The sequence below is a fragment of the Mesorhizobium sp. WSM4808 genome (assembly GCF_055811675.1).
This window is the reverse complement of record NZ_JBVVQX010000007.1, coordinates 210,295-229,703: the sequence shown is the minus strand read 5'-3', so window position 1 is coordinate 229,703 and position 19,409 is coordinate 210,295. Positions and strand designations below refer to the sequence as shown.

Here is a 19,409-nt window from a genome sequence, read left to right as displayed (position 1 = left end):
ACCGGGTTCATGAAGACAGCGATGAGGCTATCTCTAGGCAAAACGCCCCTGTTGGCCGCTGCGCTCGGCCTGCTTGCCGTGCTTGGGTTAGCCGTTCAGCCGGCGAGCGCCGAGGAGCGGGCAAAAGACCTGTTCGGCGCCAAGAAACTGCCGGCCGCGACCGCGGCGCAGTCGATCGGATTCTATTCCAAGGGCTGTTTTGCCGGCGGCGTCGCCATTCCCTTGGACGGTCCGACCTGGCAGGTGATGCGGCCGTCGCGCAACCGCCGCTGGGGCCATCCGGCGATGATCGCAGTAGTCGAGAAATTGTCGCGCGACGCAGCGGCCGATGGTTGGCCAGGCCTGCTGATCGGCGACATTTCGCAGCCGCGCGGCGGCCCGATGCTGACAGGACATGCCTCGCACCAGATCGGGCTCGACGCCGACATCTGGCTGACGCCGATGCCCCGCCGCCCGCTGTCGATGGCGCAGCGCGAATCGATGAGCGCCACCTTGATGGTCGATGAGAAGACCCATCTGGTGAAGGACGCGCTGTGGACGCCGGCGCACACAAGGCTTCTGAAGCGGGCGGCGAGCTACGGCCAGGTCGAGCGCATCCTGGTCAATCCGGGCATCAAGAAAAAGCTCTGCGACACCGTCAAGGGCGACCGCTTCTGGTTGCGCAAGGTCAGGCCGTTCTGGGGCCACGACTATCATTTTCACATGCGCATCGGCTGCCAGCCCGGATCGCCCGGCTGCAAGGCGCAGGAAGCGACGCCGGACGATGACGGTTGCGGCAAGCCGCTGGCCTGGTGGTTCACGCAGGAGCCGTGGCGGCCCAACAAGAACCCCGATGCGCCCAAGGCGCGCGACCTGATGACGATGGCGAACCTGCCGAGCGAGTGCCGCGCGGTGCTCGACGCGCCGGGGCCGTCGTCGGCCGATGCGGCGACCTACCATGGCGGCGGCGTGCCGGTCGCGGCTGCCGCGCCCGAACCCGAAGCGCCGTCATTGCCCGCCACTCCGGCCGCCGCCGGCTTGCCAAGCACGATGAACGCTTTCACGGCGACGCCCGAGATCGGCGTGCCGCTGCCGAGACCGCGACCGCGACCGCCTGGAAACTGACGATCACGGCTTATAGCTTACAGCTTATAGGCAGGCTCAATCGGTTCAGCGCCTCATTTTTGCGAAACCGTGGCGGTTTGGCCGCAGAGCCGGCCTCAGCGCGCCGCCGGGGTCGAAAACCGTTTCCCTTTTCAAACCCATGCGCTAGTCAACGGAAGAACGGCCAGATGCCGTCGGGGGCGCCGGAGACGGACGAGAGCATGCCACGCACAGGCGACGACGATACTTTGTTGCGGTTTCCGATCCTGATCGGCGACATCGGCGGCACCAATGCGCGCTTTTCGATCGTGCTCGACGCCAATTCCGAGGCAGGCGAGCCGACCATCGTCCAGACGGCGAACTACAACACCATCGACGAGGCGATCCAGGCGGCCGTGCTCGACCGCTCGTCGGTGCGCCCCAATTCGGCGGTGCTGGCGGTGGCTGGCCCGGTCGACGGCGACGAGATCGAACTCACCAACTGCCCCTGGATCGTCAAGCCGAGGAAAATGTTCGCCAGCCTCGGCCTGAGCGACATCGTCGTGCTCAACGATTTCGAGGCGCAGGCGCTGGCCGTCGTCGCGCTCGGCGAGGAGCACATGGAAAAGATCGGCGGCGGCACGCCGGAGCCCAATGCCGGGCGCGTCGTGCTCGGTCCAGGAACCGGGCTCGGCGTCGCCGGGCTGGTCCACGCGCTGCACCACTGGATACCGGTCCCCGGCGAGGGCGGCCATATGGACATCGGCCCGCGCACACCGCGCGATTTCGAGGTTTTTCCGCATATCGAGAAGCTCGAAGGCCGCGTTTCGGGCGAGCAGATCCTGTGCGGACGCGGTCTGGTCAATGTCTACAGGGCGGTAGCCAAGGCGGACGGCAAGCCGTCGCCCTTCACCACGCCGGCCGAGATCACTGCCGCGGCACTTGCGAAAACCGATCCGGTTGCAGAGGAAGCGCTGGAGATCTTCGTCACCTGCCTTGGGCGCACCGCAGGCGACCTTGCTCTGGTATTCATGAGCCGCGGCGGCGTGTTCCTCACCGGTGGCATCGCGCAGAAGATCGTGCCGGCGCTGAAAGCCGGCAATTTCCGGGCCGCTTTCGAGGACAAGGCGCCGCACAGCGCGATGATGCGCACCATGCCGGTCTACGTCATCACCCACCCGCTGGCCGCACTTCTGGGCCTTGCCGCCTATGCCAGGAACCCCTTGCTGTTCGGTGTCCAGACGGAGGGCCGGCGCTGGCAGGCCTGAAAGCCAGCGAAGCGCTCGCGCCCCGCGACGAAGTTAATCAGGTGCGGGCATAGGCAATCAGGCCGCAGGGCGTTAAGAGGGGTGCCGAATTTGCAGCCCCGGTCCCACGAGGCGGAAAACCACAAAGCGCTCCCGATTTGACACTTCAAGCTCCAAACAAACAAAAAGCCCGGCCCGGCGAGGTCACAGCGGTGCTCCGCCGCATCCTCGCTGAAAACGGCAAAGAGTATCGCTGGACCTATGTCGTCGCCGTCTCTTGCCTGCTGATCGTTTCCGGCACCACTGCCTTCACGGCGTGGATCATGGCCCCGATGATCAACCAGATCTTCTACGAACGACGCGGCGATATGCTCTGGTTGATCTGCGCCGGTTTCATGGGGGCCTCCCTGCTGCGCGGCTTCGCCGGTTACGGCCAAGCAGTCGCGTTGGCCAGTATCGGCAACAATCTGGTCGCGCGCTACCAGAAGCGCAGCTTCGACCATCTAATGAAGCTCGGCGTCAACTTCTTCAACGATACGCGTTCCGGTCGGCTGGCGGCACAGGTCAGCGAGAATGTCGGCGGCGTTCGCGATCTGCTGTCGCTGACACTGACCTCGATCAGCCGCGACGCTGTCACGCTGGTCGCTCTCGTTGGCGTGATGATCTATCAGGATCCGGTGTTGTCGCTCAGCTCGCTGCTGATCGGCCCTCCACTGATCTGGGCCGTCGTCTATATCACCCGCCGACTGCGGCGTATCAACCGGGAATCCGTCCTGATCAATTCGCGGCTGAACGGGTCCGTGCAGGAGGCCACGCAAGGCATCGCCATCGTCAAGGCCTTCACCTTGGAGGCCGAGCTGGCGCGCCGCATCGGCATCATGGCGGACACGGCCGAGCAGCGTAACAACAAGATCGCCCGCGTCTCGGAGCGGCTGTCGCCGATTTCCGAGATTCTGGGCGGTCTCGCCATCACCTCCGTACTTGCCTATTCCGGCTACCGGGCGCTGTATCTTGGGCAGCCGCCGGGCGCGGTTTTCTCCTTCATCACCGCACTGATCATGGCTTACGATCCGGCAAGACGCCTGGCGCGCACACAGGTGGGCATGGAACGTGCCCTGGTCAACGCGCGCATGATCTACGAGTTGCTCGACCTGGAGCCGAAACAGGGCGACGCAGCCGATGCCGTCGAGGCGAGGATCACCACCGGCGAGGTGCGTTTCGACAATGTGACGTTCGGCTACAGCGCCGACATGCCGGTGCTGAGGGACCTGAGCTTTACCGCTGCCGCCGGCAAGGTGACGGCGATCGTCGGTGCGTCGGGCGCCGGCAAATCGACGCTGGTGGCGCTCTTGCAGCGCTTCTACGACGTCGACCGGGGCAGCATCGAGGTCGATGGCCAGGACATCTCGAAGGTAACCAAGCATTCGCTGCGGCAGTCGATCGCCTATGTGGCGCAGGCGCCCTATCTGTTCGAGGGCACGATCCGCGACAACATCCGCTACGGCCGTCTGTCGGCCACGGACGCAGAGATCGAGCAGGCGGCGAAACAGGCGGCAGCCGACGAGTTCATCCGCCAGCAGCCGCAAGGTTACGACACGCCGGTCGGCGAAGGCGGCTCGACCCTTTCCGGCGGCCAGCGCCAGCGCGTCTCGATCGCCCGCGCCATCGTGCGCCAGGCACCGATCCTGCTGCTCGACGAGGCGACATCGGCGCTCGACAACGAGGCGGAGGCGCGCGTCCAGGAAGCGCTCACCCAAGTCATGCAAGGCCGCACCACCATCGTCATAGCGCATCGGCTGTCGACGGTGGTCAATGCCGACCACATCATCGTGCTGGAAGAGGGACGGTTGGTCGAGGAAGGCACCCATGCGACGCTGATGGCCGACCCGGACAGCATCTATTCCCGCTTCCACCGCATACAGGGCAAGAAGGGACTGGGGCTTGTCGAGGACCGCGAGCCGATCCAAACTCCGGTCCGGGCCACGCGTGCGAAGAAGACTGCTGTGAGGAGCACATGAGCGAAGCAGGCGATATGGGCCTGGTGGTGGTGGGCGCTGCCGGCCGCATGGGCCAGACGCTGATCCGTGCCATCCACACCATCCCCGGCGCGCGGGTCATCGGCGCGGTCGAGCGGGCGGGTTCGCCCTATCTGGGCAAGGACGCAGGCGAACTGGCGGGCATCGGCATCATCAATGTGCCGATCGGCGACGACCCGTTGCCGGTCTTCGCCAAGGCAGACGGCGTGCTCGATTTCACCACCCCGGCCTCATCAGTCGAATTCGCTGGCTACGCCGCGCAAGCGCGCATCGTTCACGTCATCGGCACGACCGGGTGCACGGCCGACGACAATGCGAAAATCGCGGCGGCGGCGCGCCATGCGACGATCGTCAAGTCGGGCAATATGAGCCTCGGCGTCAATCTGCTGGCGGTGCTGGTCGAGCAGGCGGCACGCGCGCTCGATGCCGACGATTTCGACATCGAGATCCTCGAAATGCACCATAAGCACAAGGTCGACGCGCCGTCGGGCACAGCACTTCTGCTCGGCGAAGCTGCCGCCGCCGGGCGCGGTATCCCCCTTTCCGGCAACGACGTGCGGGTCCGCGACGGCCACACCGGCGTGCGCAAGACCGGCTCGATCGGCTTTGCCACGCTGCGCGGCGGCTCGGTGGTCGGTGACCACAGCGTGCTGCTGGCTGGCACCGGCGAGCGCATCACGCTTGCCCACCATGCAGAGGACCGCGCCATCTTCGCCCGCGGCGCCGTCAAGGCCGCCTTGTGGGCGCGCGGCAAGAAGCCAGGATTGTATTCGATGCGGGACGTGCTCGGCTTGAGCTGAGGCGGACCATCCACACCTCTTTGTTTTAACGCAATTCCGGACGGAAAACCGCTTCACACTTTTCCTGGAATTGCTCTTGAAGGGAGCAAACATGTCGAGAACCCTCGTGCTCGTGCGCCACGGCCAGAGCGAATGGAATTTGAAGAACCTGTTCACCGGCTGGCGCGACGTCGACCTGACCGAGCAGGGCCACGCCGAGGCCAAGTCCGCGGGGCAAAAACTCAAGGCGCGCGGCCTGAAATTCGACATCGCCTTCACCTCGGCGCTGATCCGGGCGCAAAAGACCTGCCAGCACATCCTCGACGCGGTCGGCCAGAGCGATCTGAAGACCACCCGCGACCAGGCACTCAACGAGCGCGACTATGGCGACCTCTCCGGCCTCAACAAGGACGACGCCCGCAAGAAATGGGGTGAGGAGCAGGTGCATGTCTGGCGCCGCTCCTACGACGTGCCGCCGCCCGCCGGCGAAAGCCTGAAGGACACCGGCGCCCGCGTCTGGCCCTATTACCTGCACGACCTGCAGCCGCATGTGCTGCGCGGCGGCACCGTGCTGGTCGCCGCGCACGGCAACTCGCTGCGCGCGCTAATCATGGCGCTCGACGGCAAGTCGGGCGAGGAGATCGTCAAGCTGGAACTCGGCACCGGCGTGCCGGTCATCTACCAGCTCAACGCCGATTCCACCGTCGCTTCGAAGGAAGTGCTGGACGACTGAGCCGGCGAACGGAGCACCTGCGAAAAAAGCGCGTTGACAGCAATCGCTTGCCCGCTTACATGAGCCCGCACCAGCCCAGATGGCGGAATTGGTAGACGCGCACGGTTCAGGTCCGTGTTCCGCAAGGAGTGGAGGTTCGAGTCCTCTTCTGGGCACCAAATTCCCGTTTCGAACCGCTCGATGGTTCAGAGACGCAGACAAAGAAAGCCCGGTTCGTCCGGGCTTTTTTGTTGTTCTCAGCCGCAGCGCTGCATGAACCAAGCTCGCTGAGCGAAACCAAATCATATACGAAACGAGCGGATACTTGCGAACCGCGGCACGGAGCCACGGCCCTTAGTGCTGCAATGCCTACGTTGCGGTATGGTTCAAATTCAAGGCGGCTTCTGCTACAGTTCGCTCGGGGAATCATCATGTATTTGGCAAGATTAAAGATCAAAAATTTCCGAAAACTGGAAAATTCCATTCTAATGTTTCAGCCTGGTCTCAACGTGCTCGTGGGGCCGAATAATGTCGGTAAGACAGCAGTCGTGGACGCGCTTCGTGGTATCCTCGCAGGGGCGGATGATCCATATCCCCGATTCTCGTCCGACGACATTCACTGTCCGAAAGGCGGAAAGCCCGCAGGCGCGATTTCGTTCGAATATGAGTTTCATGGGCTGACTCACGACGACGAGGCGGATTTCGTCACGGCCCTGAAGCCGATCGGTGGCGGAAAGTTCGCAGCGATCATTGGGGCGAGCTACGCGGATCCGGACAAGGGGGGGCGCCTTCGCGCCAAGCGCTGGTGCGGGGAGCATGATGATGTTCCGCTCACTTCCGATATCATGGAGAATCTGCGCAGCGTATATCTGCCGCCACTACGGGATGCGGCGCAGGGCCTTAAACCAAGCCGTACCAGCCAGCTGTCGCGCCTTCTCAATCTTCTTTCGGATGACGCTGGCCGCGAAGGAATCATGGCCCTCCTCAAGGTTCTGGACGAAGACCTTAAGAAGCTCGCGCCCATAACCAATACTCAGACCGCTATTCTGGGACGCCATCAGGAAATGCTCGGCTTCCAATTAGCCCAGGCGCTTCAGGTCGGCCTAAGTCCAACGGATTTCCAGCGCTTTGCGGCGCGGCTCTCGATGCAGGTCGATCTCTATGAGATCGAGCAGAATGGCCTTGGCTTCAACAATCTGATTTTCATGGCGGTGGTGCTCAGCGAACTGGCGAAGAATCCTGATGCTGCATATCGCAGTCTGATCGTTGAAGAGCCCGAGGCGCATCTTCACCCCCAGTTGCAGGCTGTGCTGCTCCGTTACCTCGCCAGCTTTCATGCCAAGGAAGGTGAGAAGCCCGTTCAGGTGTTTGTCACCAGCCACTCACCGAACTTCGCGAGCATCGCCAGACTGGATAGCGTGGGCTGCCTTGTGGATTCAGGCGGCAAGATTGAATCCTTCTTCCCCCGCACGATTAAATTCGAAAAAGGGAAAAAAGAGAAACTTGAACGCTATCTCGATGTGACCCGGGCCGAGCTGTTTTTCGCGCGGCGGGTGATCTTCGTGGAAGGGGCCGCCGAACTTCTGCTGGTCAGCGCGCTTGCTGAAAAGACAGGCCACAATCTGCGCCAGCATGGGGTAAGCGTCATCAGCGTCGAAGGCCTGAATTTCGATTCCTTCCTGCCGCTCTTTGGTAAGGACGCGATCAAGATCCCGGTGGCCGTAATTACCGATGCTGATCCGCCAGCCGACCAGTATCCCGGCGCGCAAGATGCAATGGTTGTTTCAGCTAACACCAAACTGATGAAAGCTAAGGAAGATGCGTGGATCAAGGTGTTTCACGGTCAGAAGACCTTTGAATACGATCTCGCGTTGATTGAAATAAATCTGCCGACGATGATCGGCGCGCTGAAGGAGATCCACCCGGTAATTGGCGCCGAGGTCGAAGGGACAGTTAACGCTGCGGTAGGCGGCAGCGCCAAAGCGCGTGCTCTGTTCAGCGGCATGTTCGAGCGCAAGCATGGTAATGTTCAAAAGGGACGCTTCGCACAGGCCCTTGCCGCGCAAATCCTCGACGAGGCCAAGCCATTTCAGGTACCACAATACGTGATCGATGCGATCAAGCATGTGTGCGCGGAGCATTGATGGTCGAACTCTCGCCTGAGCAAATCGCCATATGTGATGATCACGGCCCGCTCAGCGTGATGGCGTGCGCCGGCAGCGGCAAGACCCGCACCGCCGTTCGCCGCCTGGCGGAAATGCGTATCAATCATGCGGGGAGCCGCGCCCGACTCGCCCTGTTGTCTTTTTCCAACGCTGCGGTCGACACCTTTCGCGCGGATTACCGTCGGCTACTGGAAGGGCAGCCCGCAGCAGCGGCTATGCCCCTCGTGGAGATAGATACAGTCGACGCGTTCATCACGGGTCTTGTTCTCCGGCCGCATGCCCATCGCACCATGCAGTCGCCGCGCTGCGCCTTTCTTGTCACCGGGACCGAACCATTTCTGGGCGGTTTCAACTTCTACGACGGTGTCCGGAATCAGCCGGTTAAATTGCTGACCCATGCCCGCGAGGGCGGCCTTGACCGGTTTAGGTTCCGTAACGGCTATGCTATGACCGATGTTGCTACCGCCGAGGCGATCAAGGCCGTCAACCGGCTGGGCAAAACGGGAGCTTATACCCATGATCTAGGGCGTTGCTGGGCCTACCGGACGCTCGTGGAAAATCCGGAGCTAACGCAGGCATTGTCGCGACGTTATCCGTTCATCCTGATCGACGAGGCCCAGGATGTTGGCTCGACTCAGGAAGCCATTTTTGACCTATTGATTCAGGCGGGCTCGCAACTGTCTATGATAGGTGACGCGAACCAGGCCATCTTCGAGTTCGCCGGCGCGACGGGCGAGTTCCTCGCACGGTATGGAAAACGCGCGGGGGTGACTTCCCGCGGCCTGACAGTTAACTTTCGATCGGTGCAGCGCATTGTGGTAGTTGCCAACGCACTGACGGCAAGGAACGACACGTGGGCACGCACCGCCCCGGCGGAATTGAACGGTGCTTTCTTTGTAGGGTACGCGCAGAACGAGCCCGCAAAGCTGATAGAGACATTTCGCAACATGATCGCCACTGCCGGGCTGAAGGATAGCAATGCGGCGGTCGTTTGCAGGTCGGCAAGCCTGGTAAAGCGGTTCGGCGGCGCGGATGAAGCTGTCGGCCAGGGGACCGTGCGCGGCCTGGTCGAGGCTACCATCGCTCGAGACCAGATGGGAAACTATCCAGAGGCATTCAAGATCGCGCTTCGCTGCATCGTCGCGCTGCTGGCTGACGCGCATGGGGATGTTACTTCCAAGATAACACGGGGCGGCACGGAAGTGGCCGGATTGCGGCGAACAATCTGGTCATTCGTTCGGGATGCCGAAAACGGCTTACCACATGGGGCGCTTCTAGCCGATACGGAGTGGCATCCCAAGCTGGTCAAGAACGTGAAGGCGCTGCTTGCGAATTTGAAGAGCCGGTTTGGTCTCGAACCTTGCGACACCATCGGCCAGCGTCTCAAGAAAGCCGCTCTTCCTCATGCAGGTCTATTTCAAACCCCCGATCTAGCGGCGCCGGACGTCGTCACCCTACGAACGGAAACCGTTCATCAGGTCAAAGGCGAGAGTATTGACGCGGTTCTGTATGTGGCGAGCAAGCCTCATGCGGCGGAAATGCTGGCCGGCGTTGCGACGGAAGACGGTCGAATTGGCTACGTCGCGCTGACCCGGGCGCGGAACCTCTTTCTGCTCGGCGTACCAATTAACAGCCTTGCCGAGTTGCGGCCCGCCCTACTCGCGCGAGGTTTTCTGGAAGCCGGCGCCTAAGCGGGCCTGGCTGCCAGAAGCAAGTTCGCACCTCACTGGCTTTCGACGCGGTATCGAGCGGCGCGTGCGCCGAACGAGAGGGCAACCCGATCGTCTTCTCTTGAGGTGATGGTGACCCTGCCCTCGCGGCTAGCTTTTCAACAAACCGCTTCAAACTCCGCGCCCGCTTCGCTACGCTCAAAGCCATGGCTCAATCCACCACCCAGATCTTCGGTGCCCGCCGCGACCAGGCGTTCCCTACGCTGGCCGAGGTGGACATCGACCGCATGCGCCGGTTCGGCGAGGCCAGCGCCTATGCAGCCGGCGAGCACATCATCGAAGCCGGCGATGTGGCGCCCGGTCTGATCGTCGTGCTGTCGGGCAGCGTGGACATCACCCAGGACGGCGGGCTCGGCCGGCGCGAGACGATCGTCACGCATGGCCCAGGCAGCTTTGTCGGCGAGCTGGCGCAGCTTTCGGCCCGGCCCTCGCTGGTCAATGCGCAGGCCGCCGAACCGGTGGAGGCGTTCGTCATCGCCTCGCAGCGGCTGCGCGACCTGATGGTGCAGGAGGCCAATCTCGGCGAGCGCATCATGCGGGCGCTGATCCTGCGCCGCGTCGGGCTTTTGGAGAGCGCCACCAGCGGGCCGATCATCATCGGACCCCAGGACAATGCCGACGTGTTGCGGCTGCAGGGTTTCCTCGCCCGCAGCGGCCAACCGCACCGCGTGCTCGATTCCGGCAGCGACCCCTGCGCCAAAACCCTGGTAGAACGCTTCGAGGTCGATCCGCACCACCTGCCGATCGTGCTCTGTCCAAACGGCAGGCTGCTGATGAATCCCGGCGAAAAGGACCTCGCCCGCTGCATCGGCCTGCTGCGGCCGATCGATGCCGATACGGTGTATGACGTGGCCATCGTCGGCGCCGGCCCGGCAGGGCTGGCGGCGGCGGTCTATGCGGCCTCCGAGGGGCTATCGACGATCGTGCTCGATTGCCGCGCCTTCGGCGGACAGGCCGGTGCCTCCTCGCGCATCGAGAACTATCTTGGTTTCCCCACAGGCATTACCGGCATGGCGCTGATGGCGCGCGCCTACAACCAGGCGCAGAAATTCGGCGTCGAAATGGTCATCCCGGACGAGGCGAAGCTTTTGAGCGCCGCCTCCGACGCGTCAGGCGCCCGCTATCTGCTCGATGTCGGCGATGGCGAGACCGTGCGCACGCGCAGCGTGGTGATCGCCAGCGGCGCGCGCTATCGCCGCCTCGACATCGCCAATCTGGCGCGGTTCGAGGGAACGTGCGTGCACTATTGGGCGTCGCCCATCGAAGGGCGGCTTTGCGCGGACCAGGAAGTGGCGCTGGTCGGCGCCGGCAATTCGGCCGGGCAGGCGGCTGTCTACTTGGCCAGTCATGCGCGCAAAGTGGCGCTGCTGGCGCGCGGCGGCAGCCTCGATGCCAGCATGTCGCGCTACCTGGTCGAACGCATCAAGGCGCAGCCCAACATCGAGGTGTTGACCGGGACCGAAATCGAGGCGCTGGACGGCGAAGAGGGCAATCTTGGCACGGTGCGATGGCGCAACCGCGCCAGCGGCGCGGAAACGACGCGCCCGATCCGCCATCTCTTTCTCTTCATCGGCGCCGACCCGAACACCGATTGGCTGGCGAATTGCGGTGTGGCGCTGGACGCCAGGGGGTTCGTGCGCACCGGATCGGAGCTGGGATCGGCGCAGATGGAGACCAGCCGCAGCGGCGTGTTCGCCATCGGCGACGTCCGCGCCGGTTCGGTCAAACGCGTCGCGGCGGCTGTCGGCGAAGGCGCCCAGGTGGTCGCGGCATTGCATGCATATCTCGCGCGCGCGGACGCACCTCAAACAGCAGGGAGACCATGATGGATGAATGCAGGCATACGCGCGACATCAGGAAGGTGACGCCGAGCGCGCTCGGCTGCGAGGAGTGCCTGAAGAGCGGGTCGCAATGGGTGCATTTGCGGCTCTGCCGCACCTGCGGCCATGTCGGCTGCTGCGACGACTCGCCCAACCGCCACGCCACCAGGCATTTTCACGCCACCAAGCATCCGATCATCGAGGGCTACGATCCGCCGGAAGGCTGGGCATGGTGCTATGTCGACGAGGTGTTTGTCGACCTCGGCGACGACGTGACCCCGCAGAACGGCCCGATCCCGCGCTTTGTTTGAGCGGCGCCGCATGGCGACGGAATCCCGGGAAAAGCGCGGTCCCTCCGGGCTTTCTTGGCGGCGGCCTCCCTGCTGAACGGCTTGGCAGTCAGTCGGCGAAATACAGATATCCCAGCCATCCGGCCAGCACGACCGAGGCAGTCCAGATACAAACAATGATCACCGCCGCGTAGCGGCTCACCGGCCTGTCGGCGGCCAGCGCGGCGGTCTTTCTGTGTTCCGCCATCACCTCGGGCGGTATCATCCTGACCACGGCAAGGACGCCCAAAGGGACAAGGATGACGTCGTCGAGATAGCCGATCACCGGAATGAAATCGGGGATCAGGTCGATTGGCGACAAGGCATAGCTTGCAACACACACGGCAAGCGCCTTGGCGTACCAGGGCGTTCGGGGATCGCGAGCGGCGAGGTAGAGCGCATGCACATCGCGCTTGATCGTTCGGGCCCACTCATTCAGTGCCATCGGATGATTTTAGCGCCAAATGAAAACCGCCGATAGCGCACGCCAGGCGCCCGCCTCCGACAGCATCTCGAAGAGCCGATGACCGCCGGTCTACCGCACGGAGCCGGTGACGGTCGGGTCGATCATGCTGGGAACGGATTTGCGTTCGTTGCCGGCAAGCGCCGCTATGATCAGCAGGCTGGCAACCACCGGGACAAACAGGATGGCAACGCGAGCTTGCACGTAAAAGATGGCGCGCCATTCATTGCGCTTGTCGGGGCTGTTGCTCATCATACTCACTTTGTCGGTCCCCCACGCGGTGACATAGCTGCAAACGGTTAAACAACTCCTTCCGACTTCGTTAACCCAGCGGAATTGAGGCGAAATTCCCAGGCGATCCCAGAGATGGCGATGCCAGGCTTCAGTTCAGCCCGATAAGCCCGGCGCCCTGCCGGAACAGCGCCACGGCGTCCGGCTCGAAGCGGAAGGTGCCGATGAAATCGTCGGCGCAATAGTCCGGCCTTGTCTTGCGGATGGCGGCGGCGAAGCCGCGCGCCTCGTCGAGCCGTCCGGCCAGCGCCAGGCAGTGCGCGGCGATCGCCAGTATGATGGCGTGGGCGTTGGGCCGCGCCGCCGCCTTCAGCGCCCATTCGGCCGCTTCCGCGAACTGGCCGAGCCGGACATGCGCCATGGCGCGTGCGCCCAGCATGCCGAACAGCAGCGGGTCGAACGGGCTGAGATGACGCGAATGATCCGAAGAGCCTATCGCCGCTCGCGGGTCGCCCGACTGCGAATGCACGAAGGACAGCGCGTAGTGGCCGAGCGCGAAGTTGGGGCTGAGATCGACCGCCCGCTCGAGTTCGAGCAGCGAGCCGTCCTGCTCGCCGCGCAGCCACAGCGCCCGGCCCATCGCCCAATGCGCGGCCGGATTGTGGTCGTCGACCAGCAGGCTGTGTCCGGCGCTCTCGAAGGCCAGCGCGCTTTCGCGGTCGCGGTCGCCCCAGCGCTGGAAAGCGTTCTGCCAGTGGGTGAAGGACAGGCCGGCATAGGCGCGGGCAAAGGTCGGGTCGAGCTGCAAGGCCTGGGCAAAGAAATGCCGCGCCTGTTCGTTTTCCGCCTGGGTGAAGCGGTACATGTGCCAGAGGCCGCGATGGTAGGCTTCCCAGGCGTTGAGCGAGTTGGGCGCCTTCAGCATGGCGCGGTTGCGCTCGACGGTTTCGATCTCGGCCGAGATCGAGGAGACGATACTGTTGCCGATGTCGTCGAGCACGGAAAAGATGTCATCGGGCCTGCGCTCGAAGGTCTCGGCCCAGACGATCCTGGCGCTGCGCACCTCGATTAGTTCGACGCCGACGATGAGGCGGCCGGACGGGCTGCGCACCGTGCCGGTGGCGACATAGTCGACATTCAGCCGGCGGCCGGCATCCTCGGGCGCGATGTTCTGCTCTGCCAGCGCAAACACCGATCCGCGCGCGATGACGAAGAAATCCCTGAGCTTGGCCAGGCGGGTGATGATGTCGTGGGTGAAACCGTCGGCCAATCCGCCGCGCGTGCCGCCGCTCTCCTCGACAAACGGCATCACCGCCAGCGAAGCGTGGCTGGGCTCGACCGGGCCGGGTGCGGCGGGCATGGTGGCCACCAGTGGCGATAGCGTGGACAGGCAGGCCGCCTGTGTCCGTGACGAGGACCCGGGCCGTTGTTCACGGATCGCCCGCCAAGCCGCGCGAAGCGGTGCGAAATCAAGCTCCTCCGACCGAAACAATCGCTCCGCCGAAGCCAGATGCTGCTCTGCCGCGCCGGCCTCGCCGCGCCCTGCCAGACCCGTCAGCAGCGCGGCATGCGCACGCGTATCGAACGGCGCCAGTTCCACCCATGTGTCGAGATGGGCGATCGCGTCGTCACTACGCGCCGGCAGGCTCGCGACAAGCCGTTCCAGCACGGCGACGTGGCATGAGTGGAAACGGCGCCGCTGTGCGATCAGCCAGCTGTTGAAATGCGGGCTGCGCTCGAGCTCCAGCCCGTCGAGGAAATCGCCGGCAAACAGTTTGGCCAGCGCCCGCAAGCGCCCGATGTCAAGCGTGCCGATCCCTTGCGTGGCGGCCTGGCTCACCTCCAGCGCATCGACCAGGCAATCGCTGAGATCGAGCGCGATCGTGTCGCCCTGTGTCACGACCCGGTGTCGGCCCGGCGCGTCGAGTGCGCCGCGCAGCTTGCTCAGGCACCAGCGCAGCTCGCCCCTTGGATCGTTCGGCACATCCCACAACAGCTCGCACAAGCGAATGCGGCCGACCGGATGCGGCGCCAGCACCAGATAGGCCAACAGAGCGCGCAGCTTGCGTGACGACGGCAACGTAACCGGCACGTCATTGCGGGAGATCGCCAGCGGTCCGAGCAGGCGCACGGAAAGGACCGGCATGTCGCCGTCCGGCCTCGATCGGCTGGATTCCACGTGCGTTTCCACGCCTGCTCCCACGCTGGCCTGTCGGCCTCTCCTGTATCACCAAACACGACACGGCGCATCCGGCAGCGGATTTCAGCGCCGGATGCAGCCATTGCCGCTGTGCGGCATGTCAGTCCTAGCGCGGCAAGGTCACCAAACCTCGCCGCCCAACCCGCCGGTTTGTAACCGGCCCGTGAAGACAAAACGCGATGACAATCAAGGAGACCAAGATGTTGCAGCAGCAGAAGATCAGAACCACGGCCGGGCGCGGCCGCCTGTTCGACAGCATTCTCGACACCGTCGGCGACACGCCGGTGGTGCGCATCAACAATCTCGGACCGGCCCACGCGACGATCTACGTCAAGGCCGAGTACTTCAATCCCGGCGCTTCGGTGAAGGACCGGCTGGCGCTCAACATCATCGAGGAGGGCGAGCGCAGCGGTGCGCTGAAGCCGGGCCAGACGGTGGTCGAGGCGACCAGCGGCAACACCGGTATCGGCCTCGCCATGGTCTGCGCGCAAAAGGGCTACCCGCTGGTCGTCACCATGGCCGACAGTTTTTCGGTCGAGCGCCGCAAGCTGATGCGCATGCTGGGCGCCAAGGTGGTGCTGACGCCGCGCGCCGAAAAAGGTTTCGGCATGTACAAGAAGGCGGTGGAACTGGCCGAGGCCAATGGCTGGTTCCTCGCCCGCCAGTTCGAGACGGCCGCCAATGCCGCCATCCACGAGGCGACGACGGCGCGCGAGATCGTCAATGATTTCGCCGGCTCGCGGCTCGATTGCTTCGTCACCGGCTATGGCACCGGCGGCACGGTGGTAGGCGTGGCGCGCGTGCTGCGCCGCGAGCGTCCGGAAACCCGCATCGTGCTCTCCGAGCCGGCCAACGCGCGGCTCATCGGCAGCGGCAAGGTGCAGCAGCGCGGCGCCGATGGTGCCCCGGCCGCCAGCCATCCAGCCTTCGAGCCGCACCCGATCCAGGGCTGGACGCCGGATTTCATCCCCAACGTGCTGCAGGAAGCGATCGACACCAGCCTCTATGATGAGGTGATGCCGATCGCCGGGCCCGAGGGCATCAAATGGGCCAGGGAACTGGCGCGGAAAGAGGGCATCTTCACCGGCATTTCCGGCGGCGCGACCTTCGCCGTGGCACGGCAGGTCGCGGAGAAGGCGCCGGCCGGCGCGGTGATTCTGTGCATGCTGCCCGACACCGGCGAGCGCTACATGTCGACGCCGCTGTTCGACGGCATCGAGGCCGAGATGGACGCCGGCGAGATCGCCCTGTCGCGCTCGACGCCCGGCTGCCAGTTCCCGGCGGCTTGAGGGGAGGCTGCCGTGGATGCCGTGCAAGAAAACCTCGGCCTGGTGGCCGAGGAAACGCTCGATCCCCTGGACTGGGCCGATGTGCAGGCCCTGTCGCACCGGGTAATCGACGATGCGGTCGATTATCTCCGCGATGTGCGCGACCGCCCGGTCTGGCGGGAGATGCCGGCCGATGTGAGAGAGGCCTTCGCCGCACCGCTGCCGCGCTCGCCGGCGCCGCTGGATGCTGTCTATTCCGAGGTGTCCCGCACGGTGATGTCCTATCCGATGGGCAACATCCATCCGCGCTTCTGGTCCTGGTATATGGGGTCGAGCAACTTCACCGGCGCGCTCGGCGATTTCCTGGCGGCTATCCAGGGCTCGAACCTCGGCGGCGGCAACCACGCCGCCGGGCTGATGGACAGCCAGGTGGTGAACTGGTGCAAGGAGATGCTGGGCTTTCCAGCTTCTGCCGGCGGCACGCTGGTCAGCGGCGGCTCGATGGCCAACATCATCGGGCTGACCGTGGCGCGCAACGTCAAGGCCGGCATCGACGTGCGCGAGCATGGCGTTGCTGCCATCGAGAAGCCGCTGCGCTTCTACGGCTCGGAGCAGATACACTCGTGCCACCGCAAGGCGATGGAGGCACTCGGCCTCGGCAACCGGGCACTGCGCCGCATCCCGACCGATAGCGGGCTGCGCATCGATATCGCTGCCTTGCGTGCGGCGATCACTGAGGACCGCGCAGCAGGGTTCAAGCCGGCCTGCGTCATCGGTACGGCCGGCACCGTCAACACCGGGGCGATCGACGATTTGCAGGCGCTTGCGAAGCTGGCACATGAGGAAGGCCTCTGGTTCCATGTCGACGGCTGCATCGGCGCGCTGATCGCCATTGCGCCTGAAAACGCGCATCGCGTCGCCGGCATCGAACGGGCGGATTCGGTCGCGCTCGATCCGCACAAATGGCTGCACGCCCCATTTGAGGTCGGCTGCGCCCTGGTCAGGGATGCCGCCGCGCATCGCGGGACCTTCGCTGTGACGCCGGAATATCTGGAATCGACGCCGCGCGGCCTCGCTTCCGGCGAATGGCTGCACGACTACGGCCTGCAGACGTCGCGCGGTTTCCGCGCGCTGAAGGTGTGGATGGCGCTGAAGGAGCACGGCGTCGAGAAATTCGGCCGCCTGATCGACCAGAACATTGCCCAGGCTGTCTATCTTGCCGGCTTGATCGAGGCCGCGCCACAATTGCAGCTGGCGGCATCGCCGACCGTCAACATCGTCTGCTTCCGCTATCAGCCCGGTCTGACAGGCGAGGCTCTGAAGACGCTCAACACGGAGGTCATGCTGCGGCTGCAGGAACAGGGCATTGCGGCCCTTTCGGACACCACGGTGCATGGCGAGCACTGGTTGCGCGTGGCGATCACCAATCATCGCACACGGCGCGAAGATCTCGACCTTCTGGTGCATGAAACGGTGCGGCTGGGGCATGACATCGCAACGCAGGGTTCCGCGCCTTCCTAGTTACGGGCAGGCATGCGATTCTGCCGCGATGATTCGGGAGATCCAGGCCGTGACGCTGTTTCGTATGGTTGCACTTACGGCGCTGGTCTTCACCGCCTCGGCGCAGGCCGCCGACATGGCTTTCTTCGTGAAGAACCTGCGCAAGGAATCTGTCGCGGTCGAGCTGTTCAGCCGCGACCGTGAGACGGTCTGGCCGGGCAATGACAAGGTGTTCCTGATCGAACCCGAGTCGCAGAAATCCGTGCCGCTGTCCTGCAATCAGGGCGAACAAATCTGCTATGGCGCCTGGGCCGACGGCAACGACAGCCTCTCGGCCGGCGTCGGGCCGGACAATGACCAGCCCTGCGACACCTGCTGCTTCATCTGCGTGGAACACTCGACCGAGACGATCGATCTGGTGCCGTAGAGCGCGGAAGTGTCGTTGGACCCAAATTAAGTCAGGGATCGCTTCGTCCGGTCCACTTCCGCGATTCAGCGCTGCATGCAATGGTTGCCCCGCGGCCGGGTGGGCCGCTTATTCGGGGGGTTATCATGTTTCATGCCTATGCGCGCCGCATGCTGGCCGCGCTGTCCTTCGTCATGCTGGTTGCGTCGGCGGCGCAAGCCGACGATGTCACCTTCGCCATCAAGAACAGCCACCCGAACGCCATGCGCGTCGAGCTCTACAGCCAGGATCGCGACTATGTCTGGCCCGGCGAGGACAAGGACTATTTCCTCGACGACGGCGAGACCAAGCAGCTGCCGATATCCTGCAACGCGGGCGAATCGATCTGCTACGGCGCCTGGGTCGATGGCGACGAGGGCACCTATTGGGGCGTCGGTCCCGGTAACACGGAAAAATGCGAGGATTGCTGCTACACCTGTAGCGGCGGCGAGACCGAGGAGATCGAACTGGTCCCCTGACCGGTTTGCCAGCTTGACGGTCTTCGGGCCGGAGCCATAGCCTGTGCAAATACCCAGCGCGCGCCGCCTCGAACTGTTCAGACGCGACGTGCTTCAGGCAAAAGGAGCCCAGCTATGGCCGGCATGGTCGAAAGCGACAAGATCGACGTCGGGTTTTCCGGCAGGCGCTGTATCCATTCGCGCAACTGCGTGCTCGGCGATCCGCATGTCTTCGTGCCCAACGCGCCGGGCCAATGGATCCATCCCGAGGCGGCCAGCGTTGAGAAGATCGTCGCCATCGCCGAAAGCTGCCCGTCGGGCGCCATCACCTATGTCAGGAAGGATGGCGGGCCGCAGGAGCAATCACCGGTGGTCAACACGGTGCGGCTGCGGGAAAACGGCCCGCTGGCGGTACACGCCGAGATCGTGCTCGACGGCGAGACTTCTTATCGTGCCACGCTCTGCCGCTGCGGCGCTTCGGAAAGCAAGCCGTTTTGCGACGGCAGCCACAACAAGTCCGGTTTTGCCGCCACCGGCGAGCCGCCGCTGAAGGACACGCCGGCGCTCGAAACGAGGAATGGTCCGCTGAAAGTGACGCCGACCACCAATGGCCCGCTCCAGCTTGAGGGCAATCTCGAGATCGTCACCGGAACCGGCCATACGGTCGACCGTACGCAACGCGCCTTCCTCTGCCGCTGCGGCCATTCCGCCAACAAACCGTTCTGCGATGGGACGCACAAGAAGGTGGGGTTTGTGGGGTAGCTGCGATCTCCCTCCTTGAGGGGGAGATGGCCGGCAGGCCAGAGGGGGTCGTCTCGCGTAGAGCGCTGGCTTCCTCTTTCGCCTCGTATGAAGTCGCATCCAGTCGTGCCGACCCCCTCTGTCGCCTTTGGCGACATCTCCCCCTCGAGGGGGGAGATTACCCGTGGCCCAGCGCTCGCGGCTTTATCGCCCGCTCCGTATC

General features: G+C 64.1%; 17 protein-coding genes and 1 tRNA gene. 15 read left to right on the top strand and 3 right to left on the bottom strand.

What is annotated here, in order from left to right; all coding sequences use genetic code 11:
• The first annotated feature begins 9 nt into the window (after positions 1–9).
• The 10 genes from mepA (at position 10) to AC0L2U_RS15190 (ending at position 11,862) form a co-directional block, all read left to right on the top strand.
• The gene (gene mepA / locus AC0L2U_RS15235; protein ID WP_473602132.1) at positions 10–1,104 is read left to right on the top strand and encodes a penicillin-insensitive murein endopeptidase; all 1,095 of its coding nucleotides are present in this window, start codon (positions 10–12) and stop codon (positions 1,102–1,104) included.
• A 200-nt stretch (positions 1,105–1,304) separates the two neighbouring features.
• Entirely contained in the window at positions 1,305–2,330 is a 1,026-nt protein-coding gene (locus tag AC0L2U_RS15230) for a glucokinase (RefSeq protein ID WP_127321173.1), read from the top strand.
• A gap of 137 nt (positions 2,331–2,467) precedes the next feature.
• Positions 2,468–4,327: an ABC transporter ATP-binding protein gene (locus AC0L2U_RS15225; protein ID WP_292656613.1), complete on the top strand. Its 1,860-nt coding sequence runs from the start codon at positions 2,468–2,470 to the stop codon at positions 4,325–4,327.
• Complete coding sequence (gene dapB, locus AC0L2U_RS15220) at positions 4,324–5,145, top strand: 4-hydroxy-tetrahydrodipicolinate reductase (protein ID WP_127382153.1); 822 nt, start codon at positions 4,324–4,326, stop codon at positions 5,143–5,145. The genes AC0L2U_RS15225 and dapB overlap by 4 nt, the downstream gene beginning before the upstream one ends.
• A 91-nt stretch (positions 5,146–5,236) precedes the next feature.
• Complete coding sequence (locus AC0L2U_RS15215; protein ID WP_128308460.1) at positions 5,237–5,857, top strand: 2,3-bisphosphoglycerate-dependent phosphoglycerate mutase; 621 nt, start codon at positions 5,237–5,239, stop codon at positions 5,855–5,857.
• A gap of 73 nt (positions 5,858–5,930) precedes the next feature.
• Positions 5,931–6,015 (top strand) — tRNA-Leu (locus AC0L2U_RS15210).
• Between the two features lie 252 nt (positions 6,016–6,267).
• On the top strand, positions 6,268–7,980 hold the full coding sequence (locus tag AC0L2U_RS15205; protein WP_473602131.1) for an ATP-dependent nuclease: 1,713 nt from the start codon (positions 6,268–6,270) through the stop codon (positions 7,978–7,980).
• Positions 7,980–9,692, top strand: coding sequence for a UvrD-helicase domain-containing protein (locus AC0L2U_RS15200; protein WP_473602130.1), 1,713 nt, complete (start codon positions 7,980–7,982; stop codon positions 9,690–9,692). The genes AC0L2U_RS15205 and AC0L2U_RS15200 overlap by 1 nt, the downstream gene beginning before the upstream one ends.
• 185 nt (positions 9,693–9,877) lie before the next feature.
• Positions 9,878–11,557, top strand: coding sequence for an FAD-dependent oxidoreductase (locus tag AC0L2U_RS15195; RefSeq protein WP_292457168.1), 1,680 nt, complete (start codon positions 9,878–9,880; stop codon positions 11,555–11,557).
• Entirely contained in the window at positions 11,554–11,862 is a 309-nt protein-coding gene (locus AC0L2U_RS15190) for a UBP-type zinc finger domain-containing protein (protein WP_027040253.1), read from the top strand. Before AC0L2U_RS15195 ends, AC0L2U_RS15190 begins: the two co-directional genes overlap by 4 nt.
• Positions 11,863–11,950: 88 nt before the next feature.
• On the opposite strand, the gene AC0L2U_RS15185 is transcribed toward AC0L2U_RS15190, so the two are convergent.
• The 3 genes from AC0L2U_RS15185 to AC0L2U_RS15175 form a co-directional block, all read right to left on the bottom strand.
• Positions 11,951–12,325 (bottom strand): YkvA family protein, encoded by a 375-nt coding sequence (locus AC0L2U_RS15185; protein WP_128288958.1) that lies wholly within the window; start codon positions 12,323–12,325, stop codon positions 11,951–11,953.
• A gap of 90 nt (positions 12,326–12,415) precedes the next feature.
• Positions 12,416–12,598, bottom strand: coding sequence for a hypothetical protein (locus tag AC0L2U_RS15180; RefSeq protein WP_013528612.1), 183 nt, complete (start codon positions 12,596–12,598; stop codon positions 12,416–12,418).
• 127 nt (positions 12,599–12,725) lie between these two features.
• Positions 12,726–14,720 (bottom strand): BTAD domain-containing putative transcriptional regulator, encoded by a 1,995-nt coding sequence (locus AC0L2U_RS15175; RefSeq protein WP_473602129.1) that lies wholly within the window; start codon positions 14,718–14,720, stop codon positions 12,726–12,728.
• A gap of 254 nt (positions 14,721–14,974) precedes the next feature.
• Here AC0L2U_RS15175 and cysK point away from each other — a divergent pair, with 254 nt between their 5' ends.
• The 5 genes from cysK (at position 14,975) to AC0L2U_RS15150 (ending at position 19,207) form a co-directional block, all read left to right on the top strand.
• Positions 14,975–16,063, top strand: coding sequence for a cysteine synthase A (cysK, locus tag AC0L2U_RS15170; RefSeq protein WP_473602128.1), 1,089 nt, complete (start codon positions 14,975–14,977; stop codon positions 16,061–16,063).
• 12 nt (positions 16,064–16,075) lie between these two features.
• Positions 16,076–17,563: a pyridoxal phosphate-dependent decarboxylase family protein gene (locus tag AC0L2U_RS15165; RefSeq protein ID WP_473602127.1), complete on the top strand. Its 1,488-nt coding sequence runs from the start codon at positions 16,076–16,078 to the stop codon at positions 17,561–17,563.
• 49 nt (positions 17,564–17,612) lie between these two features.
• Complete coding sequence (locus tag AC0L2U_RS15160) at positions 17,613–17,969, top strand: hypothetical protein (RefSeq protein WP_127396247.1); 357 nt, start codon at positions 17,613–17,615, stop codon at positions 17,967–17,969.
• A gap of 125 nt (positions 17,970–18,094) precedes the next feature.
• Entirely contained in the window at positions 18,095–18,466 is a 372-nt protein-coding gene (locus tag AC0L2U_RS15155; protein WP_027040247.1) for a hypothetical protein, read from the top strand.
• A 114-nt stretch (positions 18,467–18,580) separates the two neighbouring features.
• Positions 18,581–19,207, top strand: coding sequence for a CDGSH iron-sulfur domain-containing protein (locus tag AC0L2U_RS15150; protein ID WP_473602126.1), 627 nt, complete (start codon positions 18,581–18,583; stop codon positions 19,205–19,207).
• Positions 19,208–19,409: the final 202 nt, after the last annotated feature.